Annotated in this window: 16 protein-coding genes; 5 read left to right on the top strand and 11 right to left on the bottom strand. The window is 72.9% G+C overall.

Annotated features, from left to right (window positions below):
- Positions 1-62: 62 nt before the first annotated feature.
- A complete protein-coding gene (locus AC07BF_RS19030; protein WP_363582601.1) occupies positions 63-1,964 on the bottom strand; it encodes an APC family permease in 1,902 nt (633 codons plus the stop codon).
- A 315-nt stretch (positions 1,965-2,279) separates the two neighbouring features.
- Between AC07BF_RS19030 and AC07BF_RS19025 the strand changes: the two genes are divergently transcribed.
- The 3 genes from AC07BF_RS19025 (at position 2,280) to AC07BF_RS19015 (ending at position 6,261) form a co-directional block, all read left to right on the top strand.
- Entirely contained in the window at positions 2,280-3,899 is a 1,620-nt protein-coding gene (locus tag AC07BF_RS19025; RefSeq protein WP_478333629.1) for a N,N-dimethylformamidase beta subunit family domain-containing protein, read from the top strand.
- Positions 3,900-4,169: 270 nt separating this feature from the next.
- The gene (locus AC07BF_RS19020; RefSeq protein ID WP_063350695.1) at positions 4,170-4,910 is read left to right on the top strand and encodes a polyprenol monophosphomannose synthase; all 741 of its coding nucleotides are present in this window, start codon (positions 4,170-4,172) and stop codon (positions 4,908-4,910) included.
- Between the two features lie 115 nt (positions 4,911-5,025).
- Positions 5,026-6,261, top strand: coding sequence for an FUSC family protein (locus AC07BF_RS19015; protein ID WP_363374742.1), 1,236 nt, complete (start codon positions 5,026-5,028; stop codon positions 6,259-6,261).
- A 46-nt stretch (positions 6,262-6,307) separates the two neighbouring features.
- On the opposite strand, the gene AC07BF_RS19010 is transcribed toward AC07BF_RS19015, so the two are convergent.
- The 6 genes from AC07BF_RS19010 to AC07BF_RS18985 form a co-directional block, all read right to left on the bottom strand.
- A complete protein-coding gene (locus AC07BF_RS19010) occupies positions 6,308-6,757 on the bottom strand; it encodes an SRPBCC domain-containing protein (protein WP_363582597.1) in 450 nt (149 codons plus the stop codon).
- A gap of 4 nt (positions 6,758-6,761) precedes the next feature.
- Positions 6,762-7,235, bottom strand: a complete 474-nt coding sequence (locus AC07BF_RS19005) for a VOC family protein (protein WP_363582595.1) — start codon at positions 7,233-7,235, stop codon at positions 6,762-6,764.
- A 96-nt stretch (positions 7,236-7,331) separates the two neighbouring features.
- Complete coding sequence (locus tag AC07BF_RS19000) at positions 7,332-9,323, bottom strand: phosphocholine-specific phospholipase C (protein ID WP_478333628.1); 1,992 nt, start codon at positions 9,321-9,323, stop codon at positions 7,332-7,334.
- Positions 9,324-9,337: 14 nt separating this feature from the next.
- Positions 9,338-10,771 carry an endonuclease/exonuclease/phosphatase family protein gene (locus AC07BF_RS18995; RefSeq protein WP_478333627.1) on the bottom strand — a complete coding sequence of 478 codons (1,434 nt, stop codon included), beginning with the start codon at positions 10,769-10,771 and terminating at the stop codon, positions 9,338-9,340.
- 339 nt (positions 10,772-11,110) lie between these two features.
- The gene (locus AC07BF_RS18990) at positions 11,111-11,377 is read right to left on the bottom strand and encodes a metal-sensitive transcriptional regulator (RefSeq protein WP_363582589.1); all 267 of its coding nucleotides are present in this window, start codon (positions 11,375-11,377) and stop codon (positions 11,111-11,113) included.
- A gap of 222 nt (positions 11,378-11,599) precedes the next feature.
- A complete protein-coding gene (locus tag AC07BF_RS18985) occupies positions 11,600-11,947 on the bottom strand; it encodes a PRC-barrel domain-containing protein (RefSeq protein ID WP_400805768.1) in 348 nt (115 codons plus the stop codon).
- Positions 11,948-12,191: 244 nt separating this feature from the next.
- Between AC07BF_RS18985 and AC07BF_RS18980 the strand changes: the two genes are divergently transcribed.
- Positions 12,192-13,022 (top strand): SAM-dependent methyltransferase, encoded by an 831-nt coding sequence (locus tag AC07BF_RS18980; protein ID WP_363582587.1) that lies wholly within the window; start codon positions 12,192-12,194, stop codon positions 13,020-13,022.
- A gap of 256 nt (positions 13,023-13,278) precedes the next feature.
- The gene (locus AC07BF_RS18975) at positions 13,279-14,004 is read left to right on the top strand and encodes a DUF4097 family beta strand repeat-containing protein (RefSeq protein WP_363582585.1); all 726 of its coding nucleotides are present in this window, start codon (positions 13,279-13,281) and stop codon (positions 14,002-14,004) included.
- Positions 14,005-14,052: 48 nt separating this feature from the next.
- Here AC07BF_RS18975 and AC07BF_RS18970 read toward each other — a convergent pair whose 3' ends face one another.
- The 4 genes from AC07BF_RS18970 to AC07BF_RS18955 all read right to left on the bottom strand — a co-directional run bounded on the left by AC07BF_RS18970 (position 14,053) and on the right by AC07BF_RS18955 (position 19,284).
- The gene (locus tag AC07BF_RS18970; RefSeq protein ID WP_363582583.1) at positions 14,053-14,703 is read right to left on the bottom strand and encodes a hypothetical protein; all 651 of its coding nucleotides are present in this window, start codon (positions 14,701-14,703) and stop codon (positions 14,053-14,055) included.
- Between the two features lie 208 nt (positions 14,704-14,911).
- Positions 14,912-15,586 (bottom strand): response regulator transcription factor, encoded by a 675-nt coding sequence (locus tag AC07BF_RS18965; RefSeq protein WP_363582581.1) that lies wholly within the window; start codon positions 15,584-15,586, stop codon positions 14,912-14,914.
- The gene (locus tag AC07BF_RS18960; protein WP_363582579.1) at positions 15,583-16,872 is read right to left on the bottom strand and encodes a sensor histidine kinase; all 1,290 of its coding nucleotides are present in this window, start codon (positions 16,870-16,872) and stop codon (positions 15,583-15,585) included. The genes AC07BF_RS18965 and AC07BF_RS18960 overlap by 4 nt, the downstream gene beginning before the upstream one ends.
- A gap of 222 nt (positions 16,873-17,094) precedes the next feature.
- Positions 17,095-19,284, bottom strand: coding sequence for an MMPL family transporter (locus AC07BF_RS18955; RefSeq protein WP_478333626.1), 2,190 nt, complete (start codon positions 19,282-19,284; stop codon positions 17,095-17,097).
- Between the last annotated feature and the right edge of the window lie 44 nt (positions 19,285-19,328).

Here is a 19,328-nt window from a genome sequence, read left to right as displayed (position 1 = left end):
CCGCCCCGGACCGCCGGTGGCAGGAGGCGGAGGCGGCCGACCCGTTCGGCGGGGAGGCGCCGTCAGCCGACGTGGACGGCCGGGCGGCGGCTGCGGTCCGGTTCGGCCTCGCGCAGGACTTCGCGGGTGACGGGGGCGATCTCGCCCTGGCCGAAGAGGAAGAACCTGAGGAACTGGGCGAAGGGGTTGCCCTCGGTCCACTCGAAGTAGATGTGCGGCTGCTGCCCGGTGAGGTCCCGCACCCGCAGCAGCAGGGCGGCCAGCGCGTTCGGCACGCTGGAGCTCTGCAGCGTCAGCACCCGGTAGCGGTCGTGCAGCACCTCGCCGCGCACGGTCAGTTCGGCCTCGAAGTCGGACGGGTCGAGCACGGTGACCTCGACGAAGACCAGGTCGTCCTCGGTCGGGATGTCGTTGTCGGCGCGGATCTGGCGGATCTTGTCGCGGTACTCGGCGAGGTCCCGGCTGTTCGGCTCGTTGGCGATCAGCCGCAGCGGGCGGTACGTGTAGTCCCGGACGAAGCGTTCGGCGACGACATCGAGCACCACGTCGGTGACGCGCAGTTCGAAGGCCCGCTTGAGCCGGGAGAGGAAGGAGACCAGCATGATGCCGGCGATGAAGCAGCCGCCGATCTTGACGCCGTCCGGCCGCTCGGCGATGTTCACGGCCGTGGTGTAGAGGAAGACCCCGGCGATCGCGGCGAAGCCGACCGTCCTGCGGCGCTGCCCCGACTTGTGGGCGGCGATGGTGACGGCGATGGCGGCCGAGCTGATCAGCACCAGCACGCCGGTCGCGTACGCGCCGCCCTGGGCGTCCACGTTGGCGTCGAACAGCCAGGTGACCAGGAAGGCGATCAGGGTGAGGACGATCACGGTGGGCCGCACCGCGCGGGCCCAGTGCGGGGCCATGCCGTAGCGGGGCAGGTAGCGCGGCATCAGGTTGAGCAGTCCGGCCATCGCGGAGGCGCCGGCGAACCAGAGGATGGCGATCGTGGACAGGTCGTAGACGCTGCCGAAGGTGTTGCCGAGGTTCTGGTGGGCGAGGTAGGCGAGCGCCCGCCCGTTGGCCTGCCCGCCGGCCTTGAAGGCGTCCGCGGGGATCAGCAGGGTGGTGATGAGGCTGGTGGTGATCAGGAAGCAGCTCATGATCGCGGCCGCGGTGGTGAGCAGCTTGCGGGCGCCGCGGATCCTGCCGGTGGGCTTCTCCTCGGTGTCGTCCGGGTCGCCCTCGATGTGCGGCATCACGGCGACGCCGGTCTCGAAGCCGGACAGGCCGAGCGCCAGCTTCGGGAAGACGATCAGCGCGACGCCGATCATCGCGATCACGTTGCCGTGCTCCGCGGTGAGCGCGTCGGTCCAGTCGCCGACGACGTGCGGGGCCTTCAGCACGTGCCAGAGTCCGTTGGTCACCACCACGACGTTCAGCGCGAGGTAGACCGCGACCAGGACGACGGCGATGCCGATCGCCTCGCTGAAGCCCTTGAGGAAGACCCCGCCGAGCAGGGCCACCATGATGAGGGTGATCGTCACCTGCTTGCCGGTCAGCAGGCTGTGCAGATGCGGGTTCTCCACCAGGTGCGCGGTCGCGTCGGCGGCCGACAGGGTGATGGTGATCATGAAGTCGGTGGCCGCGAAGCCGAGCAGCGTGAGCACGAAGAGCTTGCCCTGCCAGAACGACAGCAGCCGCTCCAGCATGGCGATCGAGCCCTGGCCGTGCGGGCTCTCCTGGGCGACCCGCCGGTAGACGGGCAGGGCGCCGAGCAGCGTGACGATCACCAGCACGATGGTCGCCAGCGGCGAGAGCAGGCCGGCGGCGAGGGCGGCGATGCCGGGCTGGTAGCCGAGCGTGGAGAAGTAGTCCAGGCCGGTCAGGCACATCACCCGCCACCAGCGCTGGCCCTTGACGTGCGGCGCCTCGGCATGCGGGCCGGGGTGCTGCTTGGCCATGTCCGACAGGCCTTCCAGCATCCACGCCCGGAACCTCGCGCCGCGGGTCGCGGGTGCCACCCCCGGATCGGCCGAACCCGACGACACCACGTGCACCCCTGTCCACCAGTCGGCCGGCCGCGCTCGGCTCCGGCCCCCCAAAGGCCGCCGGACGGCGGGCCTGGTCAGGCTAGGGGACCGGACCGGTGCCGCCGGGGAGCAGCGCGTCCGGACACGCCAGGGGTGCCCCGGACGGCCCTCAGCGGTGGCGGACGGCGCCCCGTCGTGCCGGCCGTCCCGGCGCGGCGGGCCGCACGCACTGCCCGGAACGGGCGAGGATATCCGCGCGATCGACGGATGCGTGCAGGTTTGCCGAGAACGGACACCAGGGAGGCAGCGGTGGCGGAACCGAGTCGGCGGGGCATTCTGGGCCTGGGCCTGCTGGCGGCGGCCACCGCCTCCTGCGGCACCCACCGCCCGGACCCCGCCCCGCACTCCTCGTCCGACGGTCCCGCCCCGCGCCCCTCCCCCGACGACGCCGCCCCGACCGCCGCCGCCCAGCACGTGGGCGTCCCGCCGGAGCAGTCCCTACCCGGCGCGCCCGACTGGGAGATCACCGACCCCGGCCCCGCCGACGCCATCGAGGGCTTCGCCGACCGGGTCAGCGTGCTGCCCGGTGAGCAGTTCGGCCTGCACGTCTCCACCCCGGCCGCCGCCTTCACCGTCTCCGCCTACCGCACCGGCTGGTACGACGGCGCCCGCGCCCGCCTGGTCTGGCGCCGCGAGCACGTCCCGGGCGGCCGGCAGCCCGCCCCGCGCGTGGACCCCGCGACCAGGACCGTGCTGACCGGCTGGCAGCGCACCCTCGCCGTGGACACCACCGGCTGGCCCGAGGGCGCCTACCTGCTGCGCCTGGACGCCGAGGACGGCTCCGGCCAGCGCTACGTCCCGCTCACCGTCCGCTCCGCCGCCACCGCCGGGCGGACGGTCGTGATGAGCGCCCCCGCCACCTGGCAGGCGTACAACGAGTGGGGCGGGTACAGCCTCTACAACGGCCCCACCGGCGGTCTGGCCACCCGCTCGCTGCGGGTGGTCTTCGACCGGCCCTACGACTACGACCACGGCGCCGGGCTGTTCCTGGTGTACGAGGCGCCGCTGGTCGCGCTCGCCGAGCGGCTCGGGCTGCCGCTCGCCTACACCACCGGGATCGACGTGGCCCGGGAGCCCGGGCTGCTGCACGGCGCGAGTGCCGTCCTCTCCCTCGGCCACGACGAGTACTGGTCCCCCGAGCAGCGCGCCCAGGTGGTCGCGGCCCGGGACGCCGGCACCAACCTGGCGGTCCTGGGGGCCAATTGCTGCTTCCGCCGGGTCCGCTTCGAGCCCTCGGAGCTGGGCCCGGACCGGACGGTGGTCTGCTACAAGGACGCGTGGGCGCAGGACCCGGGCCACCAGGCCGGCGCCCCGGCGACCACCGACTTCCGGGCCGGCCCGGGCGCCGACCCGGAGAGCTCGATGCTCGGCGTGATCTACGACGGCTACCCGGTGGACGCCCCGTACGTGGTCGGCTCGCCGGAGCACTGGGCGTTCGAGGGCACCGGCGTCGCCGCCGGGGCGTCGTTCCCGCACCTGGTCGGCGTCGAGTACGACCGGGTGGACACCGCCTTCCCCACCCCGCGTCCGATCGAGGTGATCGCGCACTCCCCCGTGGTCTGCGAGGGCCGCCGCTCGCATTCCGACACCGCGTACTACACCGTGCCGGGCGGCGCCGGGGTGTTCGCCTCCGGGACGATGCGCTGGGTGGAGGCCCTGGACGCGCACGGGCCCGGGGGCGGCAGCGCCGACCACGGGATCGACGCCCGGACCGGGGACCTGGTCCGCCGGGTCACCGAGAACGTCCTGCGCACCTTCGCCGCCGGCCCGGCCGGCCTGACCCACCCGGCCCGGGACAACCTCGCGACCGTCTACGGCGGGGCGTAGCCCGTCGGGGGCTGCGAGGGACCGTCTGCGAGGGGCCGTCGCAGAAATTTCCCGGAACGACGGATCGGGGCGGTGCCGCGGCGCCCCGGGCACGCATCGCGGTCGAACGGATTTCCGGGCCGTGGCCGGCCGTGCCCAGCCCGTCACCCGGGGCGAGGAACCGTCCGCCGCACCGATACACTCACACGGTCTCATCCACAGCAGGTCGTCAAGGACAACCGTCCGGCGTGGCACGGGTGCCGGCCGGAAAGGGCACGAGGGAAACAGAACATGGTCGAGGCCTCCCCGAAGGTCGTTGTCGTCGTCCCCACGTACAACGAGCGGGAGAACCTTCCGGTCCTCGCGGGTCTTCTCGCGGACCTCCCGGTACCGGGCCTGCACCTGCTGGTGGTCGACGACAACTCGCCGGACGGCACCGGCGAGATCGCGGACAAGCTCGCCGCGGAGTCCGGCGGCACCGTCGGCGTGCTGCACCGCACCGAGAAGGACGGCCTCGGCCGCGCCTACCTGGCCGGCATGGCCCGGGCCCTGGACGAGGACGCCGACGTCGTGGTCCAGATGGACGCCGACCTCTCGCACCCGGCCTCGGCGATACCCGCGATGGTCCAGGCCCTGCTGGCCGACGACACCGCCGTGGTGCTCGGCTCCCGCTACGTGCCCGGCGGTTCGACCGCCGCGGAGTGGCCCTGGCACCGCAAGGCCCTCTCCGCCTGGGCCAACCTCTACGTCAACACCATCCTCGGCCTGGGCGTCCGGGACGCCACCGCCGGTTTCAAGGCCTGGCGGGCGAGCACCCTGCGGGCGATCGACCTGCCGACCGTGCAGAGCAGCGGGTACTCGTTCCAGGTCGAGATGAACTACCGGGTCGTCCAGCGCGGCCTGACGATCCGCGAGGTGCCGATCCGCTTCGAGGAGCGGATCGAGGGCGCGTCGAAGATGAGCATCGGGGTGCAGGTCGAGTCGGCGCTGGCGCCCTGGAAGCTGCGGCTGAACCGCCAGGACCCGCGGTAGGCCGTAGCCCGCCGGGCCGTGACCCTCACCCGGGTCAGAGCCAGGGCCCGGGCATACGGGTGCCGGTCGGACGGCTCGGCGGTGTGAAGGGCGACCACGGGGAAAGAAGGGCGACATGGCCCTTCTCCCGGAGTCCCTCACGGCCCTGATCCGCCGCGGTGCCCGAGAACCCTTCGTCGTCCAGACCGTGCGGGCCACCGTGGCCGCCACCCTCGCCTTCGCGGTGGCCACCCGGCTCAGCAGCGAGCCGGCCCCGCTGACGGCCCCGCTCACCGCGCTGCTGGTGGTGCAGGTCACCGTCTACTCGACGCTCAAGACCAGCATCCGCCGGGTCAACTCGGTGGTGGTCGGCGTGCTGATCGCGACCGGCTTCAGCGCCGTGGTGGGGCTCTCCTGGTGGAGCCTCGGGCTGATCATCCTGGCCTCGCTGGTCGTCGGCCGGTTCGTCCGGGTCGAGGAGTTCGTCCAGGAGGTCGCGATCAGCGCCATGCTGATCCTCGGCGTCAGCGGGCTCGCCTCGCAGGCCTGGGACCGGGTGCTGGAGACACTGATCGGCGCCGCCGTCGGCCTGCTGTTCAACCTGCTGTTCGCCCCGCCGGTCTGGGTGGACACCGCCGGGGAATCGATCGAGGACCTCGCCCGGCGGGCCCGCCAGCTGCTGCTGGACATCGCCGAGCAGTTGGGCCGTCCGACCCCGGTCGCCCGGGCCGCCGAGCAGCTGCACGAGGCCCGCCGGCTCGACCACGCCATCGCCGACGTGGACGTGGCACTGCGCCAGGCGGAGGACAGCCTGCGGCTCAATCCGCGGATCAACGACGGGCTGCTGTCCCGGCTGGTGCTGCGCACCGGGCTGGACACCCTGGAGATCTGCGTGGTGGTGATCCGGGTGCTGGCGCGCTCGCTGACCGACCTGGCCAAGCGGCGCGCGCCCGGCGAGCGGCTGTTCCCGCCGGACGTCGCGGTGGGCCTGGAGGAACTGCTGGCGCACGTCGGCGGGGCCATGGTCAGCTTCGCGGTGCTGGTCACCACCCAGGTGAGCCGCAGTGCCGAGGAGGCGGAGCGGCGGCTGACCGCCGAGCTGGCCGCGGCCTGGACCTGCCGGGAGAACGTCGCCCAGGTACTGCTGCAGAAGGTGCGGGAGCACCCCGAGGCGTGGCAGTTGCACGGTTCGATACTGGCCGAGGTGGACCGGATCCTGGACGAACTGGACCTGGAGCACCGCAGCCGGCGGCTGATGGAGGAGCTGGACCGGGCCTCGGTGGCGAGCCGGGAGCGGTTCTCGCGGTTCGCCGGGCTGCGCCGGTTCGTCCGGGGCGAGCGGGCGCGCCCGGCGGTGCGGGCCGGGCGCTGAGCCCGCGTCGGACTCCGGGGGGCGGGGGCTTGGGGGGCTTGGGGGCTCAGGGCATCGACCAGGGTTCCTGCGGGAGCGGGTGGCCGGTCTCCAGGTAGGTCTTCAGGTTGGACAGCACCGCCGACCAGCCCCGCTCGACGTCCGCCCGCTCGGCCTCGTCGGCCAGCTGGTCGTGGGTGACGGTGAGCCGGGTGAGGTCGTGCCAGCCCCGGAGTTCGAAGGTGACCTTGGAGGGACCGCCCGGGCGCCGCTCCCCGGGCGCCGCCCAGGTGGTGACCAGCCGGTGCGGGCGGTCGGCGGCCTCGACGACGCCGATCGCGTCGGCCGTCCCGGAGCCGTCGGCGCGCTGGTGCTCCCAGGGCGCGCCGGGCAGCCAGGTGGAGACGTTGCGGTGGCCCCAGTAGAGGCCGGACTCGTCGGCGTTGGTGAGGGCGTGCCAGACCCGCTCGGGGGTGGCGCGCAGGTAGAGGGTGCTGCGGAGGGCGGGCGCGGCCATCGCGTCAGCCCCTGGCCGCGTCGAGCAGCGGCTGGACCTCGATCTTCTGCATCCGCATCATCGTCGCCATCACCCGGCCGGCCTTGGCCCGGTCCTCGTCGGCGATCAGGTCGAGCAGGACGCGCGGGGTGATCTGCCAGGAGAGGCCGAAGCGGTCCTTGAGCCAGCCGCACGGGCCCGCCTGGCCGCCGTCGGCGGTGAGCTTGGCCCAGAGCTCGTCGACCTCCTGCTGGCCGTCGCACTCCACCTGCAGCGACATGGCCTCGGTGAAGTGGAACTCGGGGCCGCCGTTGAGGGCCGCGTACTCCCGCCCGGCGAGTTCGAAGGCGACGGTCATGACCGAGCCGGCTCCGCCGGGGCCGGTCTCGGGGTAGCGGGTGACCTGCGTGATGCGGGAGTTGGGGAAGAGCGAGGTGTAGAAGGTGGCGGCCGCTTCGGCCTGGTCGTCGAACCAGAGGAAGGTGGTGATCTTCTGCATGCGCCCGACGGTAGCCCCGGGCCCCGCCCGGACGGCCGAGCCACGGCCGGGGGTCACCGGTTCGGCGCCCCCGGCCCGCGGCCCGCCGCCACCGGGTCAGTGCACCCAGCCCGCGTAGCGCTGTACGAAGCGCAGGCCGGTGTGGGCGGTGACGACGACGTCGTAGCGGCCCTGCTTGTCCAGCGGCCAGGACAGGTTCGCCTGCTGCCCGGGCTTGACCCGGACGGTCTGCGCGGTGCCGGCGAAGTCGTTGGGCGCGGCGGTGAAGGAGACGTCGGTCATGCCGTCGTTGGCCACCTGCAAGGTGAGCCGCACGCTGCCGTGCAGGTCGGCGGTGACGATCGGTACGCCGATGTCGTTCTGGCCGTCCTGCCCGTCCCGGACCACGGTGCCGGCGAAGCGGCGGACGAAGCCGTCCGGGCCGTGGACGGTGAAGTCGTAGCGGCCGTTGGTGGCGGCGGCGTCCCAGACGTACCGGGCGGTGGCGCCGGGGGCGACGGTGTACGGGGTGCCCGCGAAGGGCAGCGCGATGTTCGGGTAGACGGTGTACGGGAAGGCCACCGAACCGTCGTTGCTCATCGTGCAGGTGACCTTGCCGGTCTTGCGGTCCACCTCCACGTCGGCCCACGGCTGGTAGGGCAGCGGGCGGTGCGGGCGCTCGCCGCGCTCCTGGACGGGCATCGCCTGGGCTCCGACCGCCGGGAGGGCGACGCCGGGCAGCTTGGTGCCCGCGTCGGCCCTGGCCATCAGGGCCGTGGTGTCGGGCAGCGACGGGACGGACGGGTTCGGCGCGGCGAAGTCGAAGCAGCTGGTGAGGTCACCGCAGACGGACCGGCGCCAGGCCGAGATGTTCGGCTCGGCGACGCCCGTGACCAGCTCCATGAAGCGCAGCACGGAAGTGTGGTCGAAGACCTGGGAGTTGACCCAACCGCCGCGCGACCAGGGCGAGACGACCCACAGCGGGACGCGGTTGCCGAGGCCGATGGCGCGGCCCTGGGTGAACTCCTCGGGGGTGCCGGGCTCGGGGGTGGGCGGGACCATGTGGTCGAAGTAGCCGTCGTTCTCGTCGTACATGACCAGGAAGACGGTGTGCTGCCACACGGCCGGGTTGGACATCAGCGACTGGAGGGCCTGGTCGACCCAGTGCGCCCCGTACGCCGGGCCGGCCTCCGGGTGCTCGGAGAAGAGGTAGGGGGCGACCAGCCAGGAGATGGTCGGCAGGGTGCCGTCCTTGCAGTGGCGGTCGAAGGCGGCCGGGTCGAACTTGGTCATCGCGTTGATGTAACGCGGGTCGGTGGGAGGGAAGTTGTGGAACTGCTTGAAGTAGGAGAGGGCGTTGTCGTCGTAGTCGCCGGTGCGGTCGTCCTTGCTGGGGTTGTGGTAGACCCGCCAGCTGACGCCGGCCTGTTCCAGGCGCTCGGCGTAGGTGGTCCAGTCGGCGACGGGGTTGTCGGTGACCGGGGTGTTGTCGATCCAGGGCCCGGTGGTGCCGTCGCGGCCGGGACCGGAGGTGCCCGTCCAGAGGTAGAGCCGGTTGGGGTCGGTCGGGCCGGCGAGGGAGGTGAAGTAGGCGTCGCAGAGGGTGAACGCGTCGGCCAGGGCGTACTGGTAGGGGATGTCGTCCCGGGTGAAGTAGCCCATGGTGCGCTCGCCCTTGGCGGCGATCCACTTGTTCATCGCGCCGTTGTTGATCGCCTGGTGGCCGGTCGCCCAGTCGTGGGGCAGGCCGCCGGCGTTCTGCGCGTTGTACTTCGAGGTGTCCATCCGGTACGGCAGCATGGCGCCGCCGTCGCTGCGACGGCTGTCCGGCTGGCGGAACACGTCGGCGCCGTCCGGGAATTGGAGCGCCTGCTTGTCGCCGAAGCCGCGGACGCCGCTGAGCGTGCCGAAGTAGTGGTCGAAGCTGCGGTTCTCCTGCATCAGCACGACGACGTGCTTGACGTCCTTGATGGTGCCCGTCAGCCGGCCGGAGGCGGCAGCGGCGGCGGCGGGGGCTGCCTCGGCGGGGGCGGCGCCCAATCCGGTCAGGGCGGTGGCGCCGACGGCCGCGGTGGCGCCGACGAAGGTGCGGCGGGAGAGCTCGGACATCACGAACTGGCCTCTCAGAGCTGGAAAGTGGCGACGGCGGCGGCGGTGTCGGAGGGCCACTCGTTGGCGGCGGTGTTCGGCTCGGGCTGCGGCCAGTCGGCGACCAGGGTGTGCGCCTCGACCAGCTTCAGCGAGCCGGCGTACTGGACGTAGTCGATGCGGTCCTGCGGCTCGGGCTTGGCGCCGCGCTGCTTGCGGGTGGGCGACCAGGTCGCGCCCGGGAACCTGACCGGGTCGCGGTGCTCCTCGCGGAAGGTGTCGGTCAGCCCCGCGCCCTGAAGGGCCACACTGACGGGCCAGTTGAGCACCCCGACGCCGCCGTGCGCGGCGGCGGTGGCGGCCGTCCAGTCCAGGTGGGACGGCGAGGAGAGGGCGCCGGCGAGCACCACCGGGGTGCGCCGGGCGATGTCCGCACGCACCGCGGCGGCCAGGGCCCTGGCCTGCTTCAGGCGGAGCGAGGCGGTCTCGGCGGCCTCCGCCTGGGCGGCCGTCCGACCGTCCTGGAGCGCGTACGGGCCGTAGCCGGCCTCGTCGAGGTGCGCGGTCCAGAAGCGGACGGTCCGGCCGCCGGGGAGCTGCACGGTGGCCCCGGCGGCGGGCAGGTCGGCGGTCGGCGGGGTGACGTCGGCGAGCGGGTAGCGGCTCAGGATGCCGACGCTGCCGGGGCTCTGGTAGGCGTACCAGCCGAGCGCGTCGGCCAGGGTCTTCGCCCGCTCACCGGCGGTCTCCTGGAGGGCGAGGACGTCCAGGCCCTGGGTGAGGACGACCCGCAGCTGCTTCTCCAGGGCGTCGGTGTACCCGGCGCCGGCGTCGTGCAGGTTCCAGCTGGCGGCCTTGAGGCGCGGCGGCGCGGCGGGGTCGACCACGGGGATGAGGACGGTGACGGTGTCGACGGCACCCGCGCTGTCCTTGACGCCGACGACGGCCAGCTCGGGGCTCTTGCCCGCCGCGGGCGCGGTGCCGGTGAGCGTGCCGTCGGCGGTGACGTTCAGCCAGGACGGCCCGCTGACCTTGCGGAAGACGGCGGTCCCCGCCGGGTTGCCGACCGGGCGGGACCAGAGGCCGCCGAGCTTGACGGAGACCGCCGCGCCGGGGGCGACGGGCGCGGTGGTGAGGGCGTCCACGGCGCTGTGCGGGCGGACGACGGCCGGCTTGGCGCGGAAGCTGAACGGGGCCGTCCGGGCGAGGACGCCGTAGCCGTCCTTGGCGAGCAGGTAGGCGGTGTAGGGGCCGCCGGTCAGCGCGGAGGTGTCGAGCTGGAGGTCGCCGGAGGTGCCCGGGACGTACTTCCAGAGGAGGGAGCCGCCGTTGCCGGGCTGGCGGTCGCCGTCGTACACGCCGACCCAGTTCTTGGCGTCGGGGGCGTCGGTCGTCCAGTGGAAGGTGAGCCGGTCGCCTTCGGTGGGGTTGGCGGAGGAGGTGAGGGTCAGGGCGCTGCCTGCGGCCACGGTTGTCCTGTCCGCCGCCCGGGGCCCGGTCCGCCGGGGGTCGGCGCCGGGTCCGCGCGCGGCTGGTCACGGAGGCTGGGGAAGGGAGGGCCCGGCAGTTGGCTGTACAACTGTGGGCGGCCCTCATTCATCCGAAAGTCAGCGACCGGGACGTGAACGGCGTGTGACGGCCCATCGGGCGGTTCGGGAACTCCATGGCGGGCGGCGGGAATTCTCGGCGGAGACGCCGGGGGGCCGGGGGCCGGAAGAGCCGGGAGGGCCGCGACGGGATCCGTCGCGGCCCTCCGGCGCTGCTGCGCCTCTCGGCTTCTGCGCTTCTCGGCTTCTTGACTTCTTGGCTTATGCCAGGGCGAGGAACAGCTTCTCCAGCTCGGCCTCGCTCATCGGCGGGGTGTCCTCGTCGGAGGCGGCCATGCACTGGCGCATGCCGCTGGCCACGATCTTGAACCCGGCCCGGTCCAGGGCGCGCGAGACCGCCGCGAGCTGGGTGACCACGTCCTTGCAGTCACGGCCCGCCTCGATCATCGCGATCACCCCGGCCAACTGGCCCTGGGCACGGCGCAGCCGGTTCAGGACCGCGCCGACCGACTCCTCGTCCACCTGCATGTCCGGGCCGCCTTTCGCATCGACTGTCGACTGACAACTGTACCCGGTGGGGTATCCATTCCCGGGCGGGGCGATGCGGGCGGGGGCACTGGGGTGTTCGGCGGTTCGGCGACGGTGTTCAGCCGCTTTGCCCAGCAGCTTTGCCCAGCAGCTTTGCTCAGTGACTTTGCTCAGTGGCTTTGGTCAGTGGCTTTGGTCAGCGGCTTTGGTCAGCGGCTGTGCTCAGCGGCGGGCGAGGCGGCGCTCGCCACCGGCGCCGGTCTCGTACGGGAGCCCGTAGTGCGCGAACACGGTCGGTTCGTCCTCGGCGGGCAGGACGTCGTCGGTGCCGATCGACGGCGCCTGCTTGACCTGGTTCTTCGGGAACGCCACCTGGACGTAGTCCGGCCCGACGACCGCCCCGTCGAGCGGGACGAACACCAGGCGGCGCCTGGTCACCAGGCCGACCGCGACGGTGGCGAAGAACGGCTGGTCGGTAGCCGTCTCCACGTAGACGGACTCCAGCGAGCCGATGCGATGGCTCTTCTCGTCGACCACGGCGTGGCCGCGCCATTCGCGGATGTCTGCCATAGCGATCACCACAGCGTCGGACCTCCTGTTCCCCGGTCTTTCCGCTTCCGTCGCCCGACAACGGTTCGCCGCCGGGACCTCCCATCCTCCGCCGGGACGACCAGGGGCGCGCGATGGGCGACGAAAACGGACATACAGGGGTGACCTGACCAACCGCCACCAGGGCCGTGACCTGGGCTTTAGGCTGTCCGCCGAGGGAGTTGCAAGCAGATCACCCGATCGTCAACAGACGGAGGCAGCGGCCGTGGGACACGACGACCTGTGGGAGTCCGGCGAGGCCGGAACCCCGGCCGACCTGCGGCCCGACATCCCGCACCCGGCCCGGATGTACGACTACTACCTCGGGGGAAAGGACAACTTCCCCGCCGATCGGGCCGCCGCCGAGAAGGCGCTCGCCGCCAATCCGGAGTTCCGCTCCACCGCGCGGGCCAACCGGGGCTTCCTCACCCGCGCGGTGCGCTGCGTCGCCGACCTCGGCATCGACCAGTTCCTCGACGTCGGCACCGGCATCCCCACCGCCGGCAACACCCACGAGATCGCCCAGGCCGCCGATCCCGGGGCGCAGGTCGTCTACGTCGACAACGACCCGATCGTGCTCAGCCACGCCCGCGCCCTGATGTCCGGCACGGGCCCGGGGCGGACCGCCGTCCTCCAGGCCGACCTGCGCGAGCCGTCCGCCGTACTCGCCGTCGTCGAGGCCGCGGGGCTCCTCGACTTCTCCCGACCGGTCGGCCTCGTCCTGGCCGCCGTCCTGCACTTCCTGCGCGACGAGGACAAGCCCCATCAGGCGGTCGACACACTGATGGACGCGCTCCCCTCCGGCAGCCACCTCGTCCTCTCGCACGGCACTGCCGACTTCATCCCCGCCGAGGTCCGCGACCGCGTCACCGGCATCTACGACAAGGCCACCGCCCCCCTCGTCGGCCGCACCCGGGACGAGGTCCGCGCCTTCTTCGACGGCCTCGACCTCCTCGACCCCGGCATCACCACCGTCCCCCTCTGGCGCCCCGACACCGCCCCCGCCTCCGGCGCCGACCGCGTCAGCATCTACGGCGCGGTGGGTCGCAAGCCCTGACAGCTCCCCGGAACGAATATACCGACCGGTCTACAGATTCATCCCGGGGCGACGGCGGGGGCGACGGCGGGCGCGGGTAGGCCCAGGTGGGGGTGGGTGGAGCGGCGCCGGGGGGCTGGCTGGAGTCGCTTTAGGGGGGTTAATACCACCGACCGGGGCCACCACGTGCGGTTACTGTCGTCGGGACGGCTCCGGACGGGGGCGGTCATCAGGGGCTATCGCGCAACAAGCAGCGCAGGACACATGGGGGACGAACATGGGCAGGTACCACCGTTTCGCGGGGGCTCTCGTGGTCGCCGGGCTCTCCGCCGGGGTGCTCAGCGCCTGCAACCCGATCGGGACCAACTTCACCGACGACGCCACCGTCACGGACAAGATCACCGGCATCCGCCTGGACAGCGACGCCGGGGAGGTGACCGTGCGCGGCAAGGCCGGCGCCACCCAGGCCGCCGTCCACCGCAACATCACGTACCGGAGCGGCAAGCCGGGCGCGAGCACCCGGGTGGACGGCGGCCTACTGGTGCTCGGCGGCTGCGGACGCAACTGCTCGGTGGACTACACCGTCGAGCTGCCGCCGGGGCTGCCGATCACCGGGGGGACGTCGGCGGGCGGGATCAAGCTCACCCAGGTCGGCGACGTCTCGGTGCACACCAGCTCCGGCGACATCACGCTCGACGACGTGGCCGGGCCGGTCGACGTGCGCACCGACAACGGTGAGATCAAGGGCACCTCGCTCAAGGGTGACCGGGTCAGCGCCAAGACCGACAACGGCGGGATCAAGCTCACCCCCGGCAAGGCCCAGAACATCACGGCGAAGACCTCCAACGGCGAGATCAACGTGACCGTGCCGACCGCCTCCTACCACGTCACCGCCTCGACCGACCTGGGCGAGAAGCACATCGGCGTCCAGAACGACCCGAACGGCCAGTACAAGCTGGACCTCGGGACGAACATCGGCGAGATCACCGTCAAGACGGGCTGACCGCCCCGGCCCCGCCGGGGGGCGTAGCGGGGCCGGGGGCAGGGGTGGTCAGAGACCGACCTGGACCTCGGCGCGGTGCCGGATGTACTCGTCGGGGTGCGCCCTCGCGATGGCCACCGCGGCCTCCACCAGGGCGTGCAGCCGCGACGGGTAGGCACGCGGCACCAGGGGCAGCCCGGGGAGGATGCAGCGCCGCACGTCCAGGTCCTCGTTGGCGACGAACTCCCGCAGCGCGGCCTCGTACCAGGCGTCCCGCACGGTCGACCCCTCGTCGGCGGCGGCCGTGCTGCGGCCGTCCCCGACCGACAGGGACGTCCAGTACCAGGCCCGGGCGGCGCCGGCGCGCTCGGCGTCGGTGCCGGTGTGCAGGTAGCCGAGCAGGGTCAGCCGTACCCGGCGCTGGCCGAAAGCGAGCAGGGCCGGCTCGACGAAGCGCCGGTTGAAGCTCGGGTTGGGGTCGTAGACCGCCGCCTCCAGCAGTGCCTCGAAGTACTCCTCGGGCAGGTCGGTACGCCCGGAAAGCGCCTTGTGGACCTCCCACCGGGCCGCGCTCGGGAAGTCCGCCCCGTGCGCGGCCTCAGCCCCGAGCAGGCGGAGCAAACGCGTCAACCGCAGGTCGAACTCCTGCGATCCGTCCGCCGTGCGCCCGGGCAACGGCTGGAGAATCCGCACCTCGCCTGCCGTGTCCTTGGTTTCCACGAACACCCTCCTCATCCTGAGTCATCGGCAGACTACTCGCTGATACACCAGTTCGGAGGTCGTTTTCGGGCAGGCTGGAATTCAGATCACCGACATATGGCCGGAGTTTGACGGTCGATCAGTCCTGCTACCGCCGCAAACCAGGCGAGTTGGACGGACGGATCGGCAGGCGGGCCGGCGGACGGGTCGGCGGGCGGGCCTTCGCCGGTCAGGCCGGACGGCCCGGCGGGACCAGGCCGGACTGGTAGGCGATCGCGACGAGTTGGGCCCGGTCCCGGGCGTCCAGCTTGGCCATCGCGCGGTGGACGTGGGTGCGGACGGTGAACGGGCTGACGAACATCCGCTCGGCGATCTCCTCGTTGGTGAGGCCGGTGGCGGCCATCGACATCACCTCGCGCTCGCGCGCGGTGAGCACGGACAGCCGCTCGGCGGTGCCGCCGGCCGCCGGATCGGGCTGGGCGAGGAGTTGGTCGATGACGGCCCGGGTGGCGGCGGGCGAGAGCAGGGCGTCCCCGGCGGCGACGGCGCGGACGGCCGCGAGCAGTTCCGCCGGGTCCGCGCCCTTGCCGAGGAAGCCGCCGGCGCCGGCCCGCAGCGCCTGGGCCACGTACTCGTCGATCTCGAAGGTGGTGAGGATCAGGACCCGGGTGCCGGCCAGTTCCTCGTCGCCGCAGATGGCGGCCGTCGCGCCGAGGCCGTCGGCGCCGGGCATGCGGATGTCCATCAGGACGATGTCGGGGCGGGTGGCGCGGGCGAGTTCGACGGCCTGGTGGCCGTCGGCGGCCTCGCCGACCACCTCCATGTCGTCCTCGGCGTCGATCAGCACCCGGAACGCACCGCGCAGCAGCGCCTGGTCGTCCGCGAGCAGTACCCGGATGGTCATGCGTGGTCCTTGTCTACTCGAACGGCACGGTCTTCCCGGCCGGCCCGGTCCGCCCGTACGGCACAGCCACCGCGACCGGCGCCGTCGTCCCGGGCGCCGGTGCGCAGCGGAAGTTCGGCGGTGACCAGGAAGCCGCCGTCGGGCCGGCTGTCGGCGGTGAGGCGGCCGCCGACCGCGCCGGCCCGTTCGCGCATGCCGATCAGTCCGAAGCCGCCCTCGCCGGGGGCCGGGTGGGGCAGCAGGGCCTGCCGGGGGCGGGCGCTGGTCGGCGGGCGTCCGTTGGCGACGCTGACGGCGACCCGGCTGCCGCTGTAGGCGAGGGTGATCTCGGCGCCGGCGCCCTGGGCGTGCTTGGCGACGTTGGTCAGGGACTCCTGGACGATCCGGTAGGCGGTGAGGTCCACGCCGGGCGAGAGCGCGCGAGCCTCGCCCTCGACGGTGAGCCGCACCGGCAGGCCGGTGCGTTCGAAGGCGTTGATCAGCTCGGGAAGCCGGTCGAGGCCGGGGGCCGGTTCGAGTGGCGCGGGCTCCTCGGCTCGGCGCAGCAGGCCGACGGTGGCGCGCAGCTCCTGGAGCGCGGAGCCGGTGGCGTCGGTGATGTGGCTGAGCACCTCGCGCGCCTGGGTGGGGTGGCGGTCCATGAGGTAGACGGCGATGCCGGCCTGGGCATTGGCGAGGGCGATGTGGTGGGCGACGACGTCGTGCAGGTCGCGGGCGATCCGGATCCGCTCGTCCGCGACCCGGCGGCGGGCCTCCTCCTCGCGGGTGCGTTCGGCGCGTTCGGCGCGTTCCTCGATGGCGGCGAGGTGGGCGCGGCGGTTGCGGATGGAGTCGCCGAGGGCGCCGGGCAGCAGGGCCCAGGCGAGGACACCGATCCGTTGGCCGATCGGGCCGCCGCCGTCGCCGATCAGCGACGTGCCGGTGAGCAGGACGGCGGAGGCGATCGAGGCGCGCAGGGCGGTGGCGCGGTCGGTCCGGACGGCGAGGAAGTAGAGGGCGAGCAGCAGCGGGGTGGCCAGCCCGGGGGTGAGGCGGGGGGTGGTGAGGATGAGGGCCATCGTGCAGATCAGCGTGATGACGACCACTGCCCGCGGGTGCCGGCGGTGGGCGAACACGGTGACGGCGGAGACCAGCGCGATGGTGGCGCTGAGCGGCCTGAAGGAGATGACGTGGCCGGTCTGGTCGACGGTGACGCCGATGCCGGTCATCGCGATCAGCACGGCGCCGCCGACGGCGTCGAGCAGCCGGGGGTGGTCGCGGCGCAGCCGCTGCCAGGTGTCGCTCATCGTGGTGCTCTCCGGGTCGGGGGTGCCCTGGCGGCACCCTCGCCGGGTTCTGCCAGTTCGTGCCGAACCGCGCCCTGCCGGGCGGGGTGGGCCGGGTCGGGGGCCGCCGTGTGCGTGGCGGACCCCGACAGCAACGGTAACGGTAGGGATCGAACCATTGTCCGGGCCGGGGCCCGCCCCGTGGATCGGGACGGGCCCCGGCTGGTCCGCGGGGGGTCGGCCCTAGACGCCGACGGACTCCCGGACCGGGGCCGGTTCGGGGGCGGCGGTCTGCAGCTTGCTGCCCTCGACGTCGATGTCCGGCATGAGCCGGTCCAGCCAGCGCGGCAGCCACCAGGCGTGGCGGCCGAGCAGGGCCAGGACGGCCGGGACGATGGTCATCCGGACCACGAAGGCGTCGAAGGCGACGGCCGCGGCGAGGCCCAGACCCATCATCTTGATCATCGGTTCGCCCATGCCGATGAAGCCCGCGAAGACGGCGATCATGATGAACGCGGCGGCGGTGACCACCCGGGCGTTGTGCCGGAAGCCGGTGACGATGGCCTCGTCGGGCTGCTCGCCGTGGACGAAGCCCTCGCGGATCCGGGTGACCAGGAACACCTCGTAGTCCATGGCGAGGCCGAAGACCACGCCGACCATGAAGATCGGCATCATGCTCATCACCGGGCCGGTCTGTTCGACGCCGATCAGGTTGGCCAGCCAGCCCCACTGGAAGACCGCGACGACCGCGCCGAGCGCGGCGGCCACCGAGAGCAGGAAGCCGAGCGCCGCCTTCAGCGGGACGAGCACCGAGCGGAACACCACCAGCAGCAGGACGACGGCGAGGCCGACGACCACCGCGAGGTAGGGCACCAGCGCGTCGGTGAGCTTCTGCGAGACGTCGATGTTCATCGCCGTCGTGCCGCTGACCAGGATCGTCGCCCCGGTGGCCGTCTTGAGGCCGGCGGCGTGGCCGCGGATCGCCTGGACCAGGTCCTTGGTCTCCGCGGCGCTCGGACCGGTGGACGGGACGGCGTTCAGCAGGGCGGTGTCCCCCGCCTTGTTGAACATCGGCGGGGTGACGGAGACCACGCCGGGCAGCGCGGAGACCGTCTTGGCGACCTCGCTCGCGGCGGCCTTCGGGTCGGGCGTGCCCTTGACGTCGACCATGACGGTCAGCGGCCCGTTGAAGCCGGGGCCGAAGCCCTCGGACAGCAGGTCGTAAGCGCGGCGCTGGGTGGTGGAGGTCGGCTTCGACTCGTCCCCGGGCAGGCCGAGCCGCAGGTCGAGCGCGGGGGCGGCGAGCACCCCGAGGCCGATCACGCCGCCGAGCAGCACCGCGAGCGGGCGGCGCAGCACGAACTTGGCCCAGCGGGAGCCGCCGTTCTCCTTCTTCGGCTGGACGGCGCCCTTGCGGGCCTTGCGGGGCAGCACCCGGCGGCCGATGAAGCCGAGCAGCGCGGGGACCAGGGTGAGCGCGACCAGGACGGCGATGACCACCGTGCCGGCCGCGGCCATGCCCATCTTGGCGAGCATCGGGATGCCGACCACCGAGAGCCCGGCCAGGGCGATCACCACGGTGAGCCCGGCGAACACCACGGCGGAGCCTGCGGTGCCGACGGCCCGGCCGGCCGCCTCCTGCGGGGTGCGGCCCTCGGCGAGCTCGGCCCGGTAGCGGGAGACGATGAACACCGCGTAGTCGATGCCGACCGCGAGTCCCAGCATCATCGCCAGCGTGCTGGTGGTGGACGACAGGCCTAGCGTGCTGCCGAGCCCGGTGATCAGGGCCATGCCGAGGCCGACCCCGATCACGGCGGTGAGCAGCGGCAGGCCTGCGGCCACGAGTGAGCCGAAGGTGATCACCAGGACGACCGCGGACAGCGCCATGCCGATCATCTCGCTGCTGCCGCCGGCCTCGGGCTTGGCCATCAGCGCGTTGCCGCCGACCTCGACCTTGAGCCCGGCGTCCCGCCCGTGCTGGGCGGCCTGTTCGAGGGCCTCGGTGGCGCCCTTGGACAGCTCGCCCGCCTTCACGGAGTAGCTGACGGTCGCGTACGCGGTGGTGCCGTCCTTGGAGACGGTGTTGGCCTTGAACGGGCTGACCGCGCCGGAGACCTCGTCGGCGTGGGCGAGCTCGGCGACCGTCCGCTCCACCGCCTGCTGGTTGGGCTCGGCGGTGATCTTCTGCCCGGACGGGGCGACGAACACCAGGCGGGCCGAGGCGCCGTCGGCGTGGCCGCCGGGGAAGCGCTCGTTCATCAGGTCGAAGGCCTTCTGCGCCTCCGTACCGGGCATCGCGAAGCCGTCGTCGGGTGCGGCGGGCGCCTTGGCCGCCAGGACTCCGCACACCGCCAGCACGGCGACCCAGAGCAGGGTCACCAGCCGGCGTCGGACGAAGGCCCAGCGGCCCAGGCGGTACAGGAACGTGGCCACGGAAGAGTGGACTCCTTCGAATCTCGGTCAGAGTGCGCACCGCG

It is taken from the genome of Kitasatospora sp. NPDC043950 (assembly GCF_056435345.1).
This window is presented reverse-complemented; position numbering and strand designations above follow the sequence as displayed.

Bases quoted from the DNA above. Each gene is read 5' to 3' on its own strand.
- AC07BF_RS18975 (WP_363582585.1), top strand. From the start codon at position 13,279: ATGGGCAGGTACCACCGTTTCGCGGGGGCTCTCGTGGTCGCCGGGCTC.
- AC07BF_RS18965 (WP_363582581.1), bottom strand. From the start codon at position 15,586: ATGACCATCCGGGTACTGCTCGCGGACGACCAGGCGCTGCTGCGCGGT.
- AC07BF_RS19025 (WP_478333629.1), top strand. From the start codon at position 2,280: ATGCGTGCAGGTTTGCCGAGAACGGACACCAGGGAGGCAGCGGTGGCG.
- AC07BF_RS18985 (WP_400805768.1), bottom strand. From the start codon at position 11,947: ATGGCAGACATCCGCGAATGGCGCGGCCACGCCGTGGTCGACGAGAAG.
- AC07BF_RS18960 (WP_363582579.1), bottom strand. From the start codon at position 16,872: ATGAGCGACACCTGGCAGCGGCTGCGCCGCGACCACCCCCGGCTGCTC.
- AC07BF_RS19010 (WP_363582597.1), bottom strand. From the start codon at position 6,757: ATGGCCGCGCCCGCCCTCCGCAGCACCCTCTACCTGCGCGCCACCCCC.
- AC07BF_RS18990 (WP_363582589.1), bottom strand. From the start codon at position 11,377: ATGCAGGTGGACGAGGAGTCGGTCGGCGCGGTCCTGAACCGGCTGCGC.
- AC07BF_RS19000 (WP_478333628.1), bottom strand. From the start codon at position 9,323: ATGTCCGAGCTCTCCCGCCGCACCTTCGTCGGCGCCACCGCGGCCGTC.
- AC07BF_RS19020 (WP_063350695.1), top strand. From the start codon at position 4,170: ATGGTCGAGGCCTCCCCGAAGGTCGTTGTCGTCGTCCCCACGTACAAC.
- AC07BF_RS19005 (WP_363582595.1), bottom strand. From the start codon at position 7,235: ATGCAGAAGATCACCACCTTCCTCTGGTTCGACGACCAGGCCGAAGCG.
- AC07BF_RS19030 (WP_363582601.1), bottom strand. From the start codon at position 1,964: ATGCTGGAAGGCCTGTCGGACATGGCCAAGCAGCACCCCGGCCCGCAT.
- AC07BF_RS19015 (WP_363374742.1), top strand. From the start codon at position 5,026: ATGGCCCTTCTCCCGGAGTCCCTCACGGCCCTGATCCGCCGCGGTGCC.